The sequence below is a fragment of the Paenibacillus abyssi genome, from assembly GCF_014640295.1.
In the GTDB taxonomy this organism is placed as follows: domain Bacteria; phylum Bacillota; class Bacilli; order Paenibacillales; family Paenibacillaceae; genus Paenibacillus_D; species Paenibacillus_D abyssi.
On sequence record NZ_BMGR01000017.1, the window covers coordinates 75283 to 97824 of the forward strand.

At 39.1% G+C, this 22542-nt stretch carries 22 protein-coding genes; all 22 read right to left on the bottom strand.

The features are described 5' to 3' along the window. Nucleotides 1-4: 4 nt before the first annotated feature. Nucleotides 5-553, bottom strand: a complete 549-nt coding sequence (locus IEW11_RS21415) for a hypothetical protein (RefSeq protein WP_188533118.1) — start codon at nt 551-553, stop codon at nt 5-7. Between the two features lie 292 nt (nt 554-845). Next, nucleotides 846-1337: a hypothetical protein gene (locus IEW11_RS21420; protein ID WP_188533119.1), complete on the bottom strand. Its 492-nt coding sequence runs from the start codon at nt 1335-1337 to the stop codon at nt 846-848. 112 nt (nt 1338-1449) lie between these two features. Next, nucleotides 1450-2070: a hypothetical protein gene (locus tag IEW11_RS21425; protein ID WP_188533120.1), complete on the bottom strand. Its 621-nt coding sequence runs from the start codon at nt 2068-2070 to the stop codon at nt 1450-1452. 154 nt (nt 2071-2224) lie between these two features. Next, on the bottom strand, nt 2225-3238 hold the full coding sequence (locus IEW11_RS21430) for a hypothetical protein (RefSeq protein ID WP_188533121.1): 1014 nt from the start codon (nt 3236-3238) through the stop codon (nt 2225-2227). Next, nucleotides 3235-3750, bottom strand: coding sequence for a VanZ family protein (locus IEW11_RS21435; protein WP_188533122.1), 516 nt, complete (start codon nt 3748-3750; stop codon nt 3235-3237). Before IEW11_RS21435 ends, IEW11_RS21430 begins: the two co-directional genes overlap by 4 nt. Nucleotides 3751-3829: 79 nt before the next feature. Then, nucleotides 3830-5932 carry an S-layer homology domain-containing protein gene (locus IEW11_RS21440; protein WP_188533123.1) on the bottom strand — a complete coding sequence of 701 codons (2103 nt, stop codon included), beginning with the start codon at nt 5930-5932 and terminating at the stop codon, nt 3830-3832. A 133-nt stretch (nt 5933-6065) separates the two neighbouring features. Continuing rightward, nucleotides 6066-7403 (bottom strand): UDP-glucose dehydrogenase family protein, encoded by a 1338-nt coding sequence (locus IEW11_RS21445; RefSeq protein ID WP_188533124.1) that lies wholly within the window; start codon nt 7401-7403, stop codon nt 6066-6068. Nucleotides 7404-7409: 6 nt separating this feature from the next. Further along, complete coding sequence (locus tag IEW11_RS21450; protein WP_188533125.1) at nt 7410-8564, bottom strand: glycosyltransferase; 1155 nt, start codon at nt 8562-8564, stop codon at nt 7410-7412. Continuing rightward, on the bottom strand, nt 8549-9919 hold the full coding sequence (locus IEW11_RS21455) for a sugar phosphate nucleotidyltransferase (protein WP_188533126.1): 1371 nt from the start codon (nt 9917-9919) through the stop codon (nt 8549-8551). Before IEW11_RS21455 ends, IEW11_RS21450 begins: the two co-directional genes overlap by 16 nt. 26 nt (nt 9920-9945) lie before the next feature. Beyond that, nucleotides 9946-11181, bottom strand: a complete 1236-nt coding sequence (locus IEW11_RS21460) for a glycosyltransferase family 4 protein (protein ID WP_188533127.1) — start codon at nt 11179-11181, stop codon at nt 9946-9948. After that, entirely contained in the window at nt 11178-11744 is a 567-nt protein-coding gene (locus IEW11_RS21465; protein ID WP_188533128.1) for a WcaF family extracellular polysaccharide biosynthesis acetyltransferase, read from the bottom strand. Before IEW11_RS21465 ends, IEW11_RS21460 begins: the two co-directional genes overlap by 4 nt. A gap of 13 nt (nt 11745-11757) precedes the next feature. Next, the gene (locus IEW11_RS21470) at nt 11758-12396 is read right to left on the bottom strand and encodes a CatB-related O-acetyltransferase (RefSeq protein ID WP_188533129.1); all 639 of its coding nucleotides are present in this window, start codon (nt 12394-12396) and stop codon (nt 11758-11760) included. Beyond that, nucleotides 12393-13334, bottom strand: coding sequence for a sugar transferase (locus IEW11_RS21475; protein WP_188533130.1), 942 nt, complete (start codon nt 13332-13334; stop codon nt 12393-12395). The genes IEW11_RS21470 and IEW11_RS21475 overlap by 4 nt, the downstream gene beginning before the upstream one ends. A 120-nt stretch (nt 13335-13454) precedes the next feature. Further along, complete coding sequence (locus IEW11_RS21480; protein WP_188533131.1) at nt 13455-14402, bottom strand: hypothetical protein; 948 nt, start codon at nt 14400-14402, stop codon at nt 13455-13457. A 69-nt stretch (nt 14403-14471) separates the two neighbouring features. Further along, nucleotides 14472-15902 (bottom strand): oligosaccharide flippase family protein, encoded by a 1431-nt coding sequence (locus tag IEW11_RS21485; RefSeq protein WP_188533132.1) that lies wholly within the window; start codon nt 15900-15902, stop codon nt 14472-14474. Continuing rightward, a complete protein-coding gene (locus IEW11_RS21490) occupies nt 15889-17163 on the bottom strand; it encodes an O-antigen ligase family protein (RefSeq protein ID WP_188533133.1) in 1275 nt (424 codons plus the stop codon). The genes IEW11_RS21485 and IEW11_RS21490 overlap by 14 nt, the downstream gene beginning before the upstream one ends. Nucleotides 17164-17311: 148 nt before the next feature. Further along, nucleotides 17312-18307 (bottom strand): GDP-mannose 4,6-dehydratase, encoded by a 996-nt coding sequence (gmd, locus tag IEW11_RS21495; RefSeq protein ID WP_188533134.1) that lies wholly within the window; start codon nt 18305-18307, stop codon nt 17312-17314. A 24-nt stretch (nt 18308-18331) separates the two neighbouring features. Beyond that, nucleotides 18332-19270 carry a GDP-L-fucose synthase family protein gene (locus IEW11_RS21500; RefSeq protein WP_188533135.1) on the bottom strand — a complete coding sequence of 313 codons (939 nt, stop codon included), beginning with the start codon at nt 19268-19270 and terminating at the stop codon, nt 18332-18334. A 22-nt stretch (nt 19271-19292) separates the two neighbouring features. Beyond that, nucleotides 19293-19988 carry a sugar transferase gene (locus IEW11_RS21505; protein ID WP_373289362.1) on the bottom strand — a complete coding sequence of 232 codons (696 nt, stop codon included), beginning with the start codon at nt 19986-19988 and terminating at the stop codon, nt 19293-19295. Between the two features lie 10 nt (nt 19989-19998). Beyond that, on the bottom strand, nt 19999-20886 hold the full coding sequence (gene galU / locus IEW11_RS21510) for a UTP--glucose-1-phosphate uridylyltransferase GalU (RefSeq protein ID WP_188533165.1): 888 nt from the start codon (nt 20884-20886) through the stop codon (nt 19999-20001). Between the two features lie 212 nt (nt 20887-21098). Beyond that, nucleotides 21099-21788 (bottom strand): CpsD/CapB family tyrosine-protein kinase, encoded by a 690-nt coding sequence (locus IEW11_RS21515; protein ID WP_188533136.1) that lies wholly within the window; start codon nt 21786-21788, stop codon nt 21099-21101. Next, nucleotides 21769-22512 carry a YveK family protein gene (locus IEW11_RS21520; RefSeq protein ID WP_188533137.1) on the bottom strand — a complete coding sequence of 248 codons (744 nt, stop codon included), beginning with the start codon at nt 22510-22512 and terminating at the stop codon, nt 21769-21771. Before IEW11_RS21520 ends, IEW11_RS21515 begins: the two co-directional genes overlap by 20 nt. Between the last annotated feature and the right edge of the window lie 30 nt (nt 22513-22542).

Genomic DNA, 22542 nt, shown 5'->3' on the forward strand with positions numbered 1-22542 from the left:
GTCATTAACGGAGATCGATTGTGAATTGAGGGGCTAATGCGCCTGCTGTCGTGCTAAGACAATAGAAGGAGCCGCCTTTGAGTGCAATTTTATATTTACCATCCGCCGCACCACTTAATTGAAGAGTAACATAACCATTCGTAAGCGATAAAAGCTCCGCACTATCAGGAACCTCTGTCAGTACGCCATCGACAACTTTATACACCCCTACATTTAGATTCAAGTAACTGTAGGATTTAGACAGGGCTGGCGAATTGGCCAGATAAAGCGTAGCAAAAACATCAGTGTTACTTTTTACATCAATGTCAAATAAGTAACCATTCGTGAAAGCAGTTGTGCCGCCTGTCGTTGTCGTTCCTCCAGGAATGTCTCCAGCTCTATTTGCTGTTGGCGTCCATGTGGGCAGGGCTGTCGCTATCGTCGCTGTCATGGTATTGCCGCTTCCATTAACAACAATTGAGGTTCCCGTTGAGGCTGTTGAAGCAAAACTAATTGCAGTCGTTGCCATAATGACCAGCATGCCCAAAATAAACATCCACGTTCTTTTTTTCATGATTCATCCTCCAACAATCAATTTTCCGCACAATTGCGTTACATATTAGTGTATGTAGATCGATACAGGAAATGAACACTATCTGCACTACTTTCCTGCTAATAATTGAATCCGATATCCTAATACACCTCCTAAGCCAGAGTTGGCACAGGCTCACTCCTCATCTGAAGTCATTGCCATCATATCTAATTATGCAGGCACTGGTGTCTTGGGCCTTTATACCTTTTATTATCTGATTCTAGCGATCTACTTTTAAATTTTATGATACAATCTGTATCATGTCAACTATTATTCATTCTTCCGAAAATATCCAAAGTAGTTTCCATTCTTCATCTTCTATGGCCGCGTAACAGGGCTGGACAAGCTTGAAATCACCGTACTGGCTTTTGTAGAATAACGTCACCGTGATTTGATAAACCTCCGGTAATTCTTCCGAGTCTGCCGTCATCCGCCAATTGTATATCCTCTCGGGTGTGCCCAATTCAAATTCGAACGATTCAACGCCGAAATGCTGCATAAAGATATGCGCGCGCTGCTGGATATAGTTCTCCTTCTCATAACGCGCCTTCATCTGAGTATGGAAAAGCTCCCATGAGCTGCCGAAGTCCCCTGCCTGCTCCAGGGAGTAGAATTGGTTCACCACAGCGGTCGCCTCATCAGCTTCGCCTGATGACAACCATTGGATATAATTGTGCCCGATCAACCAGATGATAAGGAATAGAAAAGCGATGAAAGTCAGTTGGGGGAGTATAGACGAAGATCTTCTTCTCTTTCTAAGCAGCATCAATCCGCCCTCCTTATCCGCACAGCTAGTTCAATCTATGTGGACAGGAGGGTGGATAGACCTTAATAAGGATTTAATTCGTATGGAACGGGAAAATTGGGAGAAGGAAGGTTTACACATAAGAACTGCTCAGTTTTTCAAACTCCCGTCTTATGTTCACCAAAAAACTCCATATTTTTTTCAAATACACATCACACGCGGTAAGGGCATCAATAGACCCGTCAGGTTGAAAGCCATCAGGATGCCCAACAAAAACCCAGCGGAATTGAAATTCATACCGCTCTGAATTTTGGCCGATTTGGTGAGCCAGACTCCATTCTTTTTGCATAACGGAATAAACGCTCTCAAAAGGGTTACTCTCGTTTGCATGGTCAATCTCACCTGTATAATTCACATACCAGACCAAATTACCGCCTTTTTGCTGTTGTATGCCGATTTGTTGGCGATATACTACGTTTGGATAAGCTTCTGTTTCAAGGGAATTGCATAAGTCAACAAAATAATTTGTTTCATTTCCTGATAAGATATTCTTCTGCAAGTGCTCACAAAGGCCTTTCTTATTCAGTTCCTCAGCCTTTCTTTCAAGAAGCAGCACAAGTTTTCCAGCACTCGAGATAAATGCGCTTAAGTAAAAATAGAACAACTTAGGCTCCCTTTGATGGGCATTGAGCTGTTTTAAAAAAAACTCAGCCTCTTCATATTTAAGTCGAATAGATGACCATAATTGTTCCATAAAGCACCACCTTATACAGTTTGGAATTAAAATATATAGCAGTTAGTATTCATGTTGTCAGTTAATAATAATCTCACCATTGTTACAAATTGTATCATATTTCATGTATGATGTTAATATATGTTCTTGAAATTCTCTATTCTATTCGGATTAATCACCCATTCGCTTGAAGCTTCTCACTAATCCGACTCACCGCTTGAGCGCGAATGCTTTCCTTCGTTGCCTCGTATTGCTGCGCCCAGGTTGCGCTGATTGCAAATGACGCTCCCTGCTCCGCATACTCTGATTTGGCTCGAGCCAGTAAACTCTGGAACTGCCCGTCACATTGCGCTTCTGCTGCCGCGATCTGCTGTAAGAGCTGCTGCTGAGTGGAGCCGGCCTTTGCATTGTTATCCATTTGGTCAATACTCGATAGCACCTTATTCAGCATAGCTCCGGCATCTTGAATACAACTGGCCTTAATACGACTTAATTCCGCTTCGTACTTCTTCGCTAACTGTACGTTTCCCTCGGAGGCTGATGTATCCTGCTTTTCGGCAGCAGTTGTACTCTGCTCTAATGAAACATCGGAGTCTGTTCCCTCTGCTTTTTGGACTGCGGGTTGTGGTTCCATTTCCGTGTCTGCTTGCTTATCCTTATTTGCTTGCTCAATGATTCGTTGTCGTTGAGCGTCATCCTTAACACCGACCGCTTCAATCGGATAATTCGGATCGAGAATCACTAACCCTTTGCCGTAATCTGTAGTTATAGAACGAAGCGCTTCAATTTCCTCCGGTGTTAACTTTTCAAGCAGCAAGTCTCTAATCCGCTGCTTCTCTTCTGTGCTTAAATTATCCGTAGACTTCCCCATCAAATAATACATTTCTTTAAACGATAACTCCGAATTAAGCAGGATCGCGGCAGCATCCAACGCATCCTGGGATTCAACCGGCTTATCTGCGAGCTGGTCCGCTTTACCCACTGCACCTTCCAAGACGGAGGGTAGTTCCTCATCTTCGGAGGACTGACCTTCTGTTTGTTCGGTTTGCTCCGTCTTTGCAAGCTGACGATTCTTAATATCATCAAGATCTATCGATCGGATGTTCAAGTATAAGATGAATCCCGCGATCGATATAAGTAAGACTAGGCTGCCTAGCGAGATCCATATTATTTTCCATATTTTCTTCATGTTCTTTTTCCACTCCTTCGTAAGTAGATCATATAGATGGCGATCCCTAGCGTTGCTCCTGCCAGGTCAAGTATCACATCTGCAAGTCGAGCGGTACGCATCGGGGTGAAGTGTTGATGCCATTCATCGGCTGCGGCGAACACTCCCGAGATGATCCAAGCAATGATGTATGTCCTTGGCCCAGGAAGGAAACGGTATAGTACTCTGACAAGCAGAAATCCCAATATTCCAAAAAGCACAAAGTGCGCGGTTTTGCGCAGTAAAAATTCAATGAATCCTGCCTCTCCGCTTTTACGAACGCTTATTTCTTGTTTCCCATATGACACCTTCAACTCCGGCGCAATCCGTTCTACTGATCCTTCCGGAATCCATTCTTCTAGAAAGGGCTTTATATTCTGTTTCGTATAGGGCTGCGACGAGAACAGATAAATAAGCAACAATAATATAAATATAGGCAGACAATAAACGATAAATTGGCCGATTCGTTTCGAACGATGACTAGAAGGCTGCAAAATGGTGATTCCTCCGTTCCTCGATAACAAAAAAGAAGCCGAGTGGAAACTCGAGGTTTCCACTCGGCTAAATGATGGATTACTTGGCATTCATCGTACGATAGATGATAACAGCGGCTTCTGCACGTGTTGCGTTATCGTTAGGTTTAAACGAGCCGTTACTTCCGATGATTAATTGATGGAACGCTGCGAACGCCACACCCGACTCAAGAGTAGGATGAATGCTGTCTGCATCCTTGAAGACACTTAATGCCGCATCAAGATTGGCGACATCATCAAGATTGGTTGTGATTTGAAGTGCACGGGCAATCATCGTCGCCATCTCCGCACGGGTAATCGTTGCATTTGGAGCAAAGCGGGCAGCACTTCTTCCTTTAATAATCCCCTTCTCTACCGCTGCCGCAACATAAGGCGCGAACCAATCGGAGGAATTAACATCTGTGAAGCTTTCCTGTGCTTCATCGTTCTGCAGCTGAAGTGCAAGAACGAGCATCTTGGCAAATTCTGCACGGGTCACGGAGTCACTTGGAGCGAATATCCCCGCTGCTTTGCCCTCGATGATACCTTTCGAAGCAATAACTTGAATCTGACGGCCTGCCCAAGACTGGACTCTAGCCAAGTCACTAAAGTTAACTTTATTTTCAATAACAACATAAGTAGATAAATGGAACAGCAGTGTCGATACACCGATAATCGTTACGCCGTCGTCTCCAAATACTAAGCTGCCGCCTACATTATCCAGAATAACCGGTATGCCATTCACATAGCCAATCTGAACAGCAGTCAACAGATCCGGATCGGTGCCTTCAGGAATCGTAATAGGGAAGAAGACCTCCAGCGGCGGATTAAACGTGGTTACCGGAACTCCGTTATGCATGACCTGAATATCGAATTGTTGGGAAACGGCTAATTGGCCGATATCTCCTTCGACATCAATCTCTTCAACATTTTCAACCGTTATGGTGAGATCATCATCAAAGTCTGCAATCGGTACCGTAAGGCTTAACCCATTGGCTTTCACGGTCACTTCACCGAGTCCTGCAGCCTTTGCCTGTGCAATAGTGCTGCTATTAAACTCAGCGACTGCTGGACCCTCAACAGTGCCTAGATCCTGCTCGTTTATCGGCGGTTGTACAGGCGGAACTACTACCGAACCACCACCACCTCCTCCTCCAGGAGTTGAGGTGTCGGTTAAGGTAACACCACCTTCAAAAATGACTTTATCCATAATACTGGCTCGAATGATTGCAGAAGCTGTCGTCGCTCCAGATGGTATGGTTACCACTCCGGATGTAGATACTTGAGCTGTCCCCGATACACGTGTCCAGGTCAACACGCCGGAAGGGATGGTCTTTCCGTGCACTTTGATGGAATACGTGCGCTGGCGTCCAGCATTAGTGACTACGGATTCAGCAGTCGACTCCGAACGAAGGTAAGCAACGGTCATTGCAATTGTTGCAGGAACTTCGGTCGTAAGTTTATTTCTAAAGTTATCAAGTGTATCCGTAATGTCCTGACCCGTTATCCCCATTTTGGCGAATAGGCGGCTGACCATATAATCAGAGTCTGCCAGTATAGTTCCATATACCTGTTGAAGCAGGCTGTTCTGAGCATCTTTATCGATCAACAAGTTCAACAAATTGCTAGTCGACATAGCCATTACAGTGTCTATCAATGCACCCTGTACACCTTGTTTCGTCCCGCTTCCAAACATGAATTGCAAAATATCAACGACCATGAGATCTTCATTGTCACCGACTGCCTTGGCGATTGCTTGAAGAGCATCGCGATACTCCGCATTGGTTCGAATAGCCTCTAGATTCGCAAGCGTTGGATCATATTGCAAGCCGCCAATCGCAGTAAGAAGATTGAACAAATCCTCTTTGACCGAAATATTAACACCTTTTGCAGCAAGCTTATTCCAGATGGGATCGATAAGCGCACCATCGCTTGAATAGGTTACACTTTTAATCTGGTCACGAAGAGCGCGTACATCTGTTACACCTTGCGGGTCTAAATGCAGTGCATCGCGTATCTTATTCATTCTCGCCAGGAAATCTGAATTGATGAACCCGGCATCAGCCGCATAAGCAATCGTACTTGAACCACTAAACAATCCATTACTTAGCTGCAAGCCGCTGAGCGGGGTTGCCAACAGGGATGCAGCAAGGATGGTTGACAATACTTTTCCTCTCAATCTCACTTTCCATTCACCTCGATTATGATCTATTTGTACTTTGAACCTGTCTAGATTGAACCTGGTCTCTCCAAACCTCCCTTGGTCAGATTTATGTACCAAGATTCTGGATGCAAACTTAAAATGACAGAATTGGACTTTGCTCTCTTACTCCTTTGTTCATGCTTGGACGTCCTACGGAGTAATAGGCAAACTCTGTATCGGCCAGTTCTTGCTCGGTAAAGATATTCCGGCCGTCAATCAAGATGGGGGTCTTTAGCCAAGATTGGATGTCATGCAGCGAAATTTCTTGAAACTCCCTCCACTCTGTTAATACACAAAGTGCGTCTGCATCGTGTGCTGCCTCTTCGGCAACCTTGCAGTATTTCACATCAGGATGATCGAATATTTTCTTGAAATTAGCCGTGGCGATCGGGTCATAAGCTTTAACTTTCGCACCACGCTGCAACAGTGATGTAATAATCTCAAACGCTGGAGCGTCCCTTACATCATCCGTCTCGGGTTTAAATGCCAGCCCCCAGATTGCAATTGTTTTCCCACTAAGGTCTTCCAGGATGGATTCTAATTTGCGAATGACGTTATAACGCTGGTCGTTATTCACATCGACGACGGATTTTAATAATTTGAAGTCGTAATCCACATGGCCGGCGATCTGGATGAGTGCCTGAGTATCCTTGGGAAAGCATGACCCTCCATAACCTATTCCCGCCTTCAAAAAAGAAGAACCGATGCGCTTGTCGTAGCCCATCCCTTCGGCTACTCTCGTCACATCGGCCCCAACCTTTTCACAGATGTTGGCGATCTCGTTAATGAACGAGATTTTCGTCGCCAGAAAGGCATTAGAAGCATATTTGATCATTTCTGCACTGCGAACATCGGTAAATATGATATTATCGGTCAAAGGTCCATGTAATTTCACAAGCATGTCTTGTGCTAACTGACTTTCTGTTCCAATTACAATACGGTCCGGATTCAATGTATCTCGTATAGCTGAGCCTTCCCTGAGAAATTCCGGGACTGATGCGATATCGAATGATTCAGTAGTATAGCTTCGAATCAGGTTTCCGATCTTCTCATTCGTCCCTACAGGAACCGTGCTTTTGGTTACGATTACTTTATAGCTGTTGACCGCAGCAGCGACCTCTTTAGCAGCCTCCATAATATAACTTAAGTCAGCTTCGCCGTTAGGTAATGAAGGTGTGCCTACCGCCATTATTACAATATCAGCATCCTTTACTGCTGATGGCAGATCAGTTGTAAATTTCAAGCGTCCAGCACTGCTGTTTTTCTCTATCAATTCCTTGAGCCCCGGCTCATAGATTGGTACTTCTCCTTGCTGGAGCATTTCCACTTTCTCTTTCAGCTTATCGACACATGTCACATGATTTCCCAAATCTGAAAAGCAAACCCCGGACACGAGTCCGACATAACCGGTTCCAATAACCGCTATATTCATACCTATCTACCACCCTGTTTTGATAACTTGCCTTTCAACGGTTAACTCCGCCGCAAATTCCACTATTTTTTGCAGATTTTCATTTCTTCTGTTAGCAGCCTGCTTTGTAGTGCGGGAATTTAAAGATTCAACTAACTCCCTTGTAATTGAGAGATGTTTTAACTGCTCCCATTCAATCTGTTTATAAGGATGGTTATCATTTAATGCTGCAACCGTATTATCGTCTTCAACAAAAGAATCCCTCTTTAACAATAGCAATGGTTTACCTAGACTAACTGCTTCACTAACTGTACCCCAACCAGGCTTAGATATGACGATGTCAGAAAGCGCCACATAATGCTGTGATTCTGTATAATGCTCGGGGATACGAATAACATTTTTATGATCTATATCCATATTGCTAGAAACAATAAATAGACAGGAATCATCTTCCCACATCTGCATCCCCTTTAAATCATCCACACCGATGCTCATCCCCAAAGCGAAAAAGACTACGATCTTTGAGCCATTCAAATTTAGCTGATAAGATAATTGCTCTAAATCTTTCTCGAGTGGTTCTCGGCAAAAAAAGCCTGCTCGTAAATGTCCATAACGTCCCCAGTACGGTTCATCAGCACCCGGAAGACTTACAAAATAGTCCATTTGTGAATAGGCTTCTTTAATTGGAGTGAGCAAATGCTCTTCCAGCATTTGTGTATAGGCTGTATACCAAGTGAAATTCGAAATACCAACAGACTTAATATTCACGGCATTTGCAGCTGCGAAAGGAATAGGAGAGATGTCGGAAATAACCAAACTTATATTCTCTTGCCTAAGGAATTTGCATTCCCGTTCAACAAGTTGAGGAAAGCCCTCAATGTACTTCAGATACTCCACTGTTAACCTGTCAATATCAGGCTGAATGGAGCCCTGTTTGAGAATATAACCCAGATCAGTGGAGACATTTCGATATTCAATTATTTCTTGATCGTACTCCTTTAATGACTCTTTAATGAAGGATAATGCTTTAGAACAACAAATGATAATACGCAACCTGTTCCCTGAAAATTGAAGCAAACTGCGTATCACCGCAATACTTCTAGCCGCATGCCCATATCCGTAATCAGATATATAATAGCTAACGGTTATCATTTCAGTTGCGCCCTTCATACTTTTAAACAATTTTGGGCGACTTCTTCCCATGTACTATAGAGTTCGACCACTTGGTTTACGTCTTCTTGAATACCACTTTGAACGACAATAACCTCTAATTCGGTAATTGCTCTTATGCCATGCATTGTTCTCATTGGAATATGAAGCACATTGCCCGCTTTTACTTTGATGAAATTACCGTTCTGAATAAACTCGCCCTCACCTTTAACAAACGTCCACACCTCTTCGCGGTTAGAATGCATCTGATAACTGATGTTCTTACCCTCTGTAATTCCAATACGTTTGGTTAACACACAGCGCCCATCTTCATATTTTTGATCATCTAGTATACGAACCCATCCCCACTGTCTTTCCTCGTACATCGGACCTTGATCATAATTAATAAAATCTTTGATTCTTGGACTAGCGCTCTTATCCGTCACCAGGATGCCATCTGGACTCACAGCTACAACTACATTGGAGAGACCTAAAATTGAAACAGGGATATCGATCTCATTGATTAGATGTGTATTATGACAGTCCTCACTGATCGTACCCTTGCCAATCTGTTGATTTTTCATTTCTTCTGTTAACGTGTTCCACGTTCCGAGGTCTTTCCAGTATCCCTCGTACGGCAGAACAGCAATTTTATTCGTTTTCTCAACTACTTCATAATCAAAGCTGATTTTCGGTAATGTGTGATACTGCTTTGCCAGTTCCTCATATTGAATAGGGAGACCTTTTTCTTCAAGAATCTGAATCATATATCCCAACTTGAAAGCAAAAACACCACAGTTCCATAGTGCATTCTGCTGTATTAGCTCCTCTGCTTGCTCTTCAGTCGGCTTTTCGCGGAAGTGGCTCACTCTTTGAAAATCAGAAGGACTTATTATCGACTCGGATGGGATGATATATCCGTATTTGGAGGATGGATAAGTTGGCTTAACCCCGATAAGCGCTAATTCTGAATCCGAAGAAAGAAGCACTTCCTCCAGTTGCTTGACTGCTCCGAAGAAATGATTTTCAACAAAGGGGTCCACCGGTAATATAGCCACAACCTCATTCAATCCAATTCCTTTAAAGGAATACAGGTAGGTTGCAGCTAATGCAATCGCTGGGAAAGTATCCCTTCGTTCAGGTTCGATGATTAGTGGGACATCTGATCCGATCTGGATTTGCATCATTTCAATCTGAGACTTACTAGTGGCGATAAAACTGGATTCACCTAATCCATTTGAAGTGATCTGACCCCAAACTCGTTGGACCATGGATACGAGTTCATTGTTGTCATTCTCGAGAACTTTAAGAAACTGCTTTGACCTCGCATCATTGGATAACGGCCACAGACGTTTACCTGAGCCTCCGGATAACAGTACCAGTTTCATATCCTATCCCTCCATTTTCTCTACATTCATATCGATAATAACAATTTCCGATATTTATCAAGGGACAGCTCTCTTCTTAAATGTTGCTCCAAATACTCTCTGCCGCGCATTCCGCATTCCATTAATTCACTTCGATCGAGGTTATATATATTTCTTAACTGATTTGTTATTTCATTATAATTTTGGGGCTCTGCAACTACTCCACATTGACTTTCCTCGATTAAACGATGAGCTTCACTGCCTTTTTCAAGCACACCCATAATCGCTTTCCCCGCGGCCATCACCCCATACACTTTACTTGGAACGGAGACCCCTTTAATACCCTTTTGGTTAACCACAAGATGTACGTCTGCTGCGTTTAAAGAATATTTCAAATCCTCTTTGGGTTGGTAAGGCAGAAAATGCACTTGAGATATTTGGTGCTGCTTAACATATCGCTGCATCTGAGCCTTAACTGCACCTTCTCCAATAAATACAAAAGCTATATCTTTATCATCTTTGAAATCTGTAGTTATTTTTATTAGGTTTTCCAAGTCATAATAAAGACCTAGGTTACCAGAGTACATAACAATAAATTTGTCTTTCCAGCCGTTTCTTTCAATAAATTCCGAGACTCGAGGATGCTCTTTTGATAAAGGAATAATGTCCTCTTCATTTGTCCAGTTATTTATCACTGTATTTTCTGTTATTTTCCGATTAGCGAAACGTTTTAGAAGCGTTTCTTGCATATCTTGGCCGACTGTAATTATATGATCAGCATATTTACAATTTAAGGTGTCAATCCACCTTGCAGTTCGAAAAATCAACTTGTTTTTCATATAACCAACAGCTTCGGCCTGCTCCGGATTAAAATCTTGAATATTATAAATATGCTTTGCTTTCTTCAGTACTTTTCCAACGGTTCCGATTAGGCCACCCAATATCGGAGGTTGGGAAATGGTATAGATAAGATCTACATTTTTCTGTTTTAAAACTAATAAATTAGCGTAAAAAAAATAGGTTGCTATATACTGCAGCCTACTCAGCTTGTTCTGTTTATCCACCTTAGGAAGCTGGATTCTTACTATTTTTATTTTTTCTAGCTGGTCATACTCAAACCTTTCAGAATCTGAACTTTTCTCTCCCGCATATCCGGGCTTTGCTGCGATAACAGTAATATTAAAGTCATATTGTAGATGTAAACAAAGTTCTGTTAACAATTGACCAGTTGAAGCATAATCAGGGTAAAAATAATTAATAACAAATACAATATTAGGCTTCATACCATAACCTCTTCCACAAATCTCTTCTTTAAAAATTTCGCAGGATAGCCAACATGAATTTCATTATAAGGAATATCTTTTGTCACTGTACTCCTCGCTCCAGCAACGCCCATTTCATTAACCGTGACTCCCGGATATACAAAAACATCACTAGCTATCCATGCACCATCTTTAATAACAATTGGATTTATTGATAGTGCAAATGAGGGGTCATCAATTTTGTGGCTACCTGTACATAAGTATGTATTTTGGGAAATGACACAATGGTTCCCTATGATAATTTCGTCCAGACTATAAAATTGCACGTTATCTCCAATCCAAGAATGATCCCCAATTTTTACTTTCCACGGATAAGTAAATTTCGCTGTCGCTCTGATAAGGACCCCCCTACCAATTTGCGCGCCAAATTTTTTTAGTAACCAACTACGCCAACGATACATATTGTGCAGTGAAAATCTGAAGAGGGTTCCCTGAATAAACCACCACAATAATATTACAATACCGCTTCTGCCTCTTGAGTATTCAGTTTGCTGATATAAGTCTAAACGAACTTTATTTACCAATTAATATATCTCCTTACAATTTGTTATTTAAACTCTTGATACTTTTTAAAAACAATTTTATATCCGAGAAGTTATTTTTATACTGTTCGATGACCTTAAGCGGTAAGTCCCACCACTTACTTTCGTTTATTTCATCTATAACCTCTTTTTCAAATCTATACTTTATGATTTTTGCAGGTACACCACCTACAATTGCATAATCTGGTACATCTTTTGTAACTACAGCTCCTGCTGCGATAATTGCTCCGTTTCCAATGGTTACCCCGTCCTGAATTACAGCATTTGCACCAATCCATACGTCATTTTTAATAACGACTTTATCGAATTCCTCGAACGTATGTGATTCTACGATCTTAATGTCAAAAATATTGGTTGGCGAATAAAAGATAGGTGATGTTGAAAAGCGATCTGTAGGATGCATTCCTAAACCAATTTTTACAGAGTGAGCAATAGAACAATACTTCCCTATATTTGCATTAATAATTTGTGTGTTATTTCCAACATATGAATACTCTTGTATTGTAGTATTCTTTATCTTACAAAATCTCGTAATGCAAACATTTGGTTCTAATTTACAATTATTATTAACAAGTATAAGTTTTAACAACCATTTTTTATTCCATTCCTTATTTTTTGAGGTGAAATTTATCATTTTATCACCTTATAATTCCTTCGAGATTCAAGTATGATTCCCGTTGACATATAAAGAATTGTTTTCAACCTCTCCTTAATACTTTTATTAATAAAGTATCTTCTGAATTCTTTAATTAGCTTTGTATGATAATTCATATTATCTTCTAAAATATACTTCTTCTTAACGTTATTACCAGCCACACTCTTTTTTTGATTAAAGCGATCGTATCTCACCTTGTGCACTCCCGTTCCGTCAAATCCTTTATTTTCAATCAGGGAGTCATAACTCCACACACACTTTCCATGATTGGAGTAAATATGAAAGTACCACCTAATTAACCATGAATTAACTTTTCGGTCTAATTGCAACTGCAGGAATGAAGAGAATGCCTCGCCTGGATAGTTGAACCTTTTAATTTCCTGTTTATTATTCAATAATTCCCTGTATTCATTGATTCCATTAAAATTACAGTTATTCCAATATTCAGCCCATGTCCCCCATCCCCATGAACATGGGTACGGGGTGATATAGACATCTGCATTTGTATATTTTTTAATTGGTAAACCAAAACCCGATACATGCATGACTTCCTTATTAGATCCATAATAGTTCAAAGATTCCCTCATAAATCTGATATAATTTTCATTAGGCACACAATCATCTTCTAACACAATAACGCTTTTATAACCTTTGGAAAATATTTTACTCACTCCATAAATAACAGAATCAGCCAATCCCTTATTAGTTACACTATATTCTGACTCTACCTGACACCACGTAATACTTTCGATAATCTCTCTTGTCTCTTCAACAAGTTTTCGATCTGAATCTGTTTTGGGACCATCAGAAAAGACATACAATTTTTGAATTTTGTTCTTCCTCAGTCCTTCTATGACTTTTTCTGTATGATCAGGGCGATTATAAATAAACAAAATAACAGCATTATTTGTTACCATTGCTCTCCCTCCACTATTTACTACGTTATATTTTTTGGCATATCATATCCTTATGCCTTTTCGATTAAGATGAAACTATTACTAAGGTAATCTTTCACTCTTTATACATTATCTAATTTGTCACCAATAACAGCCACCTTCAACGTTTTTATAGTTTTGGGGGATATCATTAGAACTAGGTCTAACCCAATCGTCATTATAAAAACTCGAAATTATTTTATGATCATCCCATCTTTTACCTTTTATACCAAATAAAATCTGAGTAGCTCCCCCCATATGAATGGCCTGTTTCCCCATGTTTTTAATAAATGAAGCTAATGGTAAACCATAAGCTCCTGCTCCTATAATAGCAACATCAAAATCCCTCTTTGCAATTTCGTCACACATATACCCATAAGCATCAAACCAACTATTATAATCTGTCTTATTGTTAGCTATAGATTGAACAGCTTGTATAGTTTGTAAATCAAAGTGAGGTAACACATTTGTATGAGTAAATAAGGACTCCCGCTTATATTGATATTGATGTTTGATTGTTTCGGCATAGGGATGAATGACAAGTACTTTTTTATCTACAAGGCTTTTACTCCATGGATCCGAATGATAATAAGGCTCCAGTGAAGTTAGACTTACTAAACTTGCATTAGAACAAAATTGCCTGCAAATCACATCTTCATTTGGATTGTACCAAACACCCATTACATCAACATTTTTAACATGTTCAAGAAACTCCTTTGAAAATCTGTCTAAAGACGAATCATCGGACGGAAAAAAACCAGATAATGTACATATTTTCTTCCTGATTCCTTCGTTCCAACCTCTATCTGAGTTGTTTTTATTTAGATACTCGGTTACGCATTCTAATTCAGTTGATCCAAGTCTCGCAACCATAAAGGGTGAATTGCTTTTCAACAGCTTTTCTATTAATTCATTTCCTTTCGAAGGCATTATTATTTCTTTTCCATAGTTACTCCTCAGTTTTCTTATTCTTTTTATTACTACCGCCTTGAAAACCCTGAGGATTGGTAATTTCATCAAGATCTTTTCCCTGATAAGATATTCAGACATAATGTCCTCCTAACAAATATGTTTTTTGATTTATTATAAACTGTTTGATATTGACTCATTTGCAGGATATTACATAGTTTCGAGTGAATCCGTTGGTCTTCGTTTCATGAACTTTTGTCCTAGATAAAATACTCCAAACATCAAAAAAACCAGACTTAAAAAAAAGCCTAGAATAGATGGTGTGACTTTATTAATCGTGAGCATCAGCGCTATTATCCCTGTAGTTACAATTACCATTACATAATTTTCTTTAACTGAATTAATAACATATTTAATCTTATTTTCAAAAGAATAGTTAAGTAGTAGTAGACCTAATAAATACGAAATGATATTTCCTAATATTAAACCATTAATATTAAGTGGATGAACTAATATAAAGCATAATGATACGAATACAATCAACTGTATATAGGATACTATTGTTACTTTTTTCGGCTTACCAATTGCCCTGTTATATACAACTGATACATATGTTATGGCCGACAAGCTAGAACTTATTATCATAAGTTTTATTATATTGTTCATCTCTTCCCATCCAATTCCAAAAACAATCAGAATTATTTGTTTCGCATAGATAATAACGAAGCTTGAGATTACAACTGAAAAACCAATCATTAATAACATAACATTTGAGTAAAATTTTTTTAGATTTCGGTCGTTATTATTATTTCTATACATTTGAGAAAATTGTGGGAATAAGTATTGACCTGCGGCAAATGATATATCTGCAATTGCCATTTGAGTAACTTTTTGACCCATTTGATATAAACCTAATATTTTAGTACCTAAAAATGTTGATGCAATTATTTTATCAAATTGATTCACAAAAAATGAGGAAATGCTATTACCCCAAATCCATCTGCCATAAACCAATAAATCTTTTATTAAATAGAACCTAAAATCAAACTTGATAGTCCAACCAAAAACTACATGAGTTAAAATACTCTTAATTAATTCAGCAATTAACAAAGAAGCGATCGCAAAGATAGGATCTTTAAAAATTGCAATCAGGATGATTGATCCTACTAAATCAATCAGGCCAGTTAAACCGTATATAATGGAAATTACTTTAAAGTTTTTATCCCTTACCGCATAATAAAAGTTTGAACTACTTACGTTTTTAATTAAGGGAACAAAAGCGGCGAGAAACAAAATATATTTTGCGTCCGGTTCATTAAATAAAATAACTACATAGTTATTTAGTATTAATAATATAACTGTAATTATGAAACCTCTTATAAATTGTAATGTCCAAATAACTCTAATATGCTCAACTCTATTTTTATTTTGAACAATTGCTTGCATTAGACCCATTTCTGTTAATGCCTCAGTTAATGTTAGACTTATTAATGCTATCGTTATCAAGCCAACATCTACAGGATCTAGTAACCTTGCAATTAGTAAAAATTTAATCCCTAATAATCCTCTTAATGCAAATTGCTGAATAAATACCCATAAAGGATGACTCTTATTATATAAGACGTTTTTAATTTTGTTCATAAAAAATCCTTTTAGTTATTTTAATCTGTGGATCGATTCGACCCACAGCTTTAAGTGTTACTTCATTATTTTTTGCAAGTCCATTATTGGAATTAAACTCGATATAAAAACCTAATATTAGCCAGTACATGAAATAGCTAGTACCTGGACCAAACGGAGCATACGGTTCTGCAAAGGACATTACAAATCCAGCTATAGTTACTGATAATAATAAAACATTTGATTTAATACTTCTGTAATAATACTTATACAAAGTTATTAGTAGAATAAGAAATAGAATAAAATATGTTAATCCTCCATAAATCAAAAGTCTGAGCCAAATGTTATGCAACCCAACTGGGGAGGAAGGATCTTCTGAAATAACTTGACTTTGATAAAAGCCACCGAATATAGGATTTTCAATAAAAATATTTAGACTGCTTTGCAAACTTGATATCCTACCACTTGTTAAATTATCTATAAAACTATCTTTGCCTGAATACTGGATATAATCTAGTCTAAAAGCATCACCTACTATTTGATTTACTTTCTCTGAGTTATAAGCAAAAAGAACTATTAATAAAGCTACGAAGAAAAACAGTTGTGAGATTCCGTATGACGTTTTTAACTTGCTTTTTATTAAAACAAAAATTAATAATAATGCTGCAAGAAAAAGGGCGATTAAATTTGTTCTTGACTGAATAATTACGAGATTGATGGTACACATCAAAAATAAAATTAAGTAAATGCTATTTTTTGATATATATATATACCTATACAATAAATATATCGCGGACATTAATAATAAAGGAGAAAACTGATTTTTTCTTACGAAGAAATATACCCCAATATTTTCAATAGCTACAGCATAATTCCCATTATATGATTGGAGAATAATGATAAAAGACGTTGTAATATTTATAATACAAAAAACCAATAACAAACTGATCTTTTTATTCTTTGCTAAATTCATAGAATTGATAATAAAAAATAGTAATATTCCTATTATGTAAGATCTAATATCGCCGAAGTTAACATCCGGAAGAAATATTTTTACTGTTAGAAGATAACTTAACATTACTAATAAGATCATCATTATAAATCTGTGTTTAAAGATGTTTTCGATGAAAGATTTATAATTTATTGCTAGTAAGAGAGCCATTGAACAGTAAAGTACTGGAGATAATATGCTATTAATTTCAAACAAAGGAATATAAGAAAAACTGATAATTGAGCCTAACACCAATATGATAACGTAGTTTACTTTCTCTCCAATAACCATAAGAAACCCCTTTATAATTTAATTCTATACATCAGGGTTAGACTGAATTTTTGATTAGTATAGAAAATTATTCACTAGCGCTGTAAAGTCCCTGAATCTTTTTCTAAGATAGAATAGAAACCGTCCAACGCTAGTGCTTTGTTTCCGATTATTTTAAAGCAATTAATCCACTTGGTCTCTCCATTTCAGACAATACTTTTTTAATATCACAATCTACCATCAGATGTATAAGTTTTTCAAATCCAACTTCCAATTTCCATCCTAATTTCTCTTTTGCTTTTGTACAATCCCCTAGAAGCAAATCTACTTCTGCTGGACGTACAAATTCTGGATCTATTACTACATAGTCTTTGTAATCTAAGCCAACGTATGAAAATGAAACTTCCAACAACTCTTTCACTGAGTGTATTTCACCTGTAGATATGACGTAGTCATCCGGTTCATCTTGTTGAAGCATAAGCCACATTGCCTTGACATAATCACCTGCGAATCCCCAGTCCCTTAGAGCATCCAAGTTGCCCATACGTAATTCCTTTTGAAGACCCAGCTTTATTCTGGCGACAGCATCTGTTACCTTTCTTGTTACAAATTCCACTCCGCGTCTAGGAGATTCATGATTAAATAAAATTCCAGAACAAGCAAACATATTAAAACTTTCACGATAGTTTACTGTAATCCAGTGCCCATATACTTTTGCCACTCCATAAGGACTTCGAGGGTAAAAAGGTGTCGTCTCTTTTTGTGGTGTTTCAACGACTTTACCAAACATCTCGCTGCTGGAAGCTTGATAAAATTTTGCATCTGGTTTTATAATCCGAACAGCTTCCAACATATTTGTCACCGATAATGCTGTTATTTGTCCAGTAACTAATGGTTGCGGCCATGAAGCAGCGACAAACGATTGTGCGGCCAAATTATAGACTTCGTCCGGGTTTGAAATTCTGACTGCTTCAATCAAGGAGGCTAAGTCCGTTAAATCACCCGAAATCCATTCAATTTGATCTTTGATATGTTCAACATTCTCATAATTAGGTGTACTTGTGCGTCTTCTAAGTCCATACACTTTGTAACCTTTTTCTAATAATAGTTCAGCTAGGTAGGAGCCATCTTGTCCGGTTACTCCAGTAATTAAAGCTCTTTTCATCTATTATTTCCTCCAATGTAACCTTTATTGTTTGATTAAGTATTCTTTCTGAAAAGACGAGTAAACAGACCGGAGTCCTTCTTCAAGAGAAATAGATGCTTGCCATCCCAAGCTATTTATTTTTGATACATCAACTAATTTTCTAGGTGTTCCATCTGGAATCGTAGAATTAAATATAACTTTACCATCATATCCAACAATTGACTGAATTAATTCGGCTAATTCTTTAATTGATATATCATTACCAACACCAACATTTACAATTTCATTATCTTCATAAGACTCCATTAAGAACAGACATGCTTCCGCTAAATCATTGGAGTGGAGGAATTCCCGTTTAGGTGTCCCAGTACCCCATATTTCAACTGAAGGAGAATTGTTTTCTTTTGCTTCATGGAACTTCCTGATCAGTGCTGGCAGTACATGAGATGTTTTCAGATCAAAATTGTCATTAGGACCGTACATATTAGTAGGCATTACCGATATAAATTTCGTTCCGTATTGACGGTTATAAGATTGGCACATGTTAATGCCGGCAATCTTAGCAATTGCATACGGTTCATTCGTTGGTTCTAACTCTCCAGTCAGAAGATATTCTTCTTTGAGAGGCTGCGGTGCGAACTTAGGATAAATACAAGTAGATCCAAGGAATAATAATTTCTCAACATTCGTTTGATACGCTGCATCAATCACATTCGTCTGAATAAGAAGATTATCTCTAATAAAGTCGGCCGGATAATCATTGTTTGCGGCAATTCCACCAACTTTGGCCGCAGCTAAAAATACATAATCAATGCTTTGGTCCTTAAAGAATGCAAGAACATCTTCCCTGTTCCTAAGATCAAGCTCTGAACTGGTGCGAACTACCAAGTTATTGAATCCCTTTTCTTGCAGTGCCCTTAAAATTGCTGAACCAACTAAGCCTTTATGTCCTGCAACATAGACTTTTGAATTTTTGTCCATATATTCAACTCCTATCGCTTAACTAGAATGCATCTTTAGAACCAGCAAGAACTTTTATTGTTTTGAAAATTATCTTGGTATCGAATAGGAGCCCCCGCTGCTCAATATATTTTAGATCCAATTCAACCATTTCCCTAAAGCTCAACTCATTCCGACCGCTAACCTGCCACAATCCTGTACACCCTGGCGTAACGGTTAATCTAAGCTTGTCGTAACTGCTGTACTCGTCGACTTCCCTTGGTAAAGGAGGTCTTGGGCCTACAAGCGACATATCACCACGGATTACATTCCAAAGCTGCGGTAATTCATCTATACTCGTCTTTCTAATAAACTTACCTACCTTTGTAATTCTCGGGTCTTCCTTCATCTTAAACATGGCACCGCTAATTTCATTTTTATCTAAAAGCTTTTCTAGCAGTTCCTCCGCATTTGAAACCATTGAGCGGAATTTATACATTTTAAATACTCTTTCATTCTTACCTACCCGTGTTTGATAAAAGAATACCGGTCCTTTAGGATCTTCAAGCTTTATTAATAAGGCGACTAGTAAAAACACAGGAAGTAGTAAAACCATACCAATGAATGCACCGGTTATATCCAGGGTCCGTTTAGCCATTAGATATAGTCGCATGGATTTCTTTCTTTCAAGATCATAGCTTGTATATATTAGAGCTCCGTCTAATACAGCTTTACCTTTTCCTTGGGGAGTTGGGGGCACCGAATTCACCTCATATCATCTTATTTAAATGTTCTCGTTCAAGAATCTCTTCTAATGCACTCAGTAAAGGAGTCCTGAGTTCATTATTTTGAAGTGCAAAATCTATTGTAGTCGTGATAAATCCGAGCTTTTCCCCAACATCATAACGAGTCCCGGCAAAATCATAAGCATATACGCCCTGTGTTTCATTCAAGCATTGAATCGCATCTGTCAGTTGAATTTCTCCGCCTGCGCCCTTCTCCTGTCTTTCCAGGAATTCAAAAATCTCCGGTGTTAATATGTAACGGCCCATAATGGCTAAGTTAGACGGCGCCATGCCGAGCTTCGGTTTCTCAACAAATCGATTCACTCGATACAACTTGTCTTTTGAATCTACCGGATCTACAATTCCATACCGTTCCGTTTGTTCATAAGATACCGTCTGCACACCAATGACTGATCGCTCTGTCAATTCATATTGATTAATCAGCTGTTTCGTGCAAGGTACCTCTGCAACGACGATATCGTCACCAAGCAATACTGCAAACGGCTCATCACCGATGAAATTACGCGCACACCATACTGCATGACCCAGACCTTTTGCGTCCTTTTGCCTTATGTAATGAATATCTACGTTGGAGGACTTTTGCACTTGTTCCAGCAGCTCGAATTTCCCTTTTTCCATCAAGTTTTGCTCTAGCTCAAAGGCATTATCAAAATGATCTTCGATCGCCCGTTTCCCTTTTCCGGTCACGATAATGATGTCCTCTATACCTGATGCAATAGCTTCTTCCACGATGTATTGGATAGTGGGTTTGTCAACGATCGGAAGCATTTCCTTGGGCATTGCTTTGGTCGCTGGCAAAAACCGTGTGCCGAGTCCTGCTGCCGGAATGATAGCTTTTCTTACTTTTTTCATCCAAATCACCCTATCCTCTATTCTTTTTATAAAAACACGAGTTATGCCGCTTACCATTAAGCGGCATAACTCACACTTTTATGAATGGGCATCTAACCCTTCCTCACATCACACCCTTGACAATCATGTCTAAGGTCGATTGACCCACAGTGTGACCGAGTGCCTACAGTGATAAAGGTACAGTAGACATTACCTATAGGGATATGCTTCCCTTATTCCTTGGCTCCATAATAATAGTAGTAATAGGCTTCGCCGTCTTTGCGATTCATATTATTCAGCACCACACCAAGAATCCGTGCATTGACATGCTCCAGGTTAGCCTTTGCTTTCTTGATCAACTCTTTCTTCACCTTGCCTGCCAGTACGACCATCACTACACCATCACAAAGCGCACTTACAATGAGACCGTCCGTTACAGCCAGGACAGGCGGTGTATCAAACAAGATCACATCGAAATGCTCTTTTAGTTCATTCAGCAGCTCACTCATCTTATTCGAAGCAAGCATCTCGGATGGGTTAGGAGGAATCGGACCCGATGTAATGATGTACAGATGTTCAACATTCGTCTCTTTCATTACTTCCTGCAGGCTGTATTGATTAGACAATATACTCGTCAGGCCGACCCGGTTACTCTGGGAGAAGACATGATGCAGGGACGGCTTACGCAGATCTGCGTCAATTATTAACACTCGCTTCCCTTCCTGCGCATAAGCAACGGCCAGATTGCTGATCGTCGTTGTCTTGCCTTCGCCTGTCTGTGCAGAAGCAACCATCATCACCTGCATCTGTGTATCTACCGATGAAAATTGAATATTGGTTCGAAGCGTACGGTATGCTTCAGAGATCGGAGACTTTGGATTTATGAATGTAATCAAGTTATTTTCACTGGTTGATCGTTGCATATTTGCTCTCACCTACCTTTTTCTGAGATACCGTTTCTTTATGTTTTGGCGTCAAATCTTCCTTGTTCATCTTCGTTACGAGTGCCAGCATTGGTATGCCCAGTGCTTCTTCCAGCTCAGCCTCGGATTTGATCGTATCGTCCAGGTAATCCAGCAGAAATACTAGACCTAACGCCATCATCAATGCCACAACAAAGCCGATTAGGATATTCATAATTGGGCTGATATTGATCGGATTAGCGGTATCATTCACATTCGCCTCATTCAAAATCGTAACGTTGTCGATTTTCATAATCGTAGGAATTTGTTCCTTGAATACATTGGATACCGCGTTCACGATATTCGCTGCCTTTTCATAGGATGCATCTGTATAGGAAAGATTCATAACCTGTGAATTATTCGCAGAGCTTACCGTTATATTGCTGGCCAACTGCTCCCTGGTTAACTCAAATTCAGGATGCTGCTCGATCACTTTATCCATAATAGCTGCGGATTGGATGATCTCTTTGTAGGAGTTAATCAGCATCACATTAGTCTGTACGGCGCCAACCGTCAGCTCATTATTTTGTACCGTTTGATTCACGATTAACTTCGCATTCGCCTCATAGATTGGGGTCGTAAAGTAGAAGCTTTTAACCGCAGTTCCCAGGCATGCTATAAGGACAATGGCGGCGATCAGCCATAGCTTCTTTTGAATGATTTTCATATACTGTTTCAGTTCCAATGTCAGTTCCTCCAATAATGTGTTAATAGT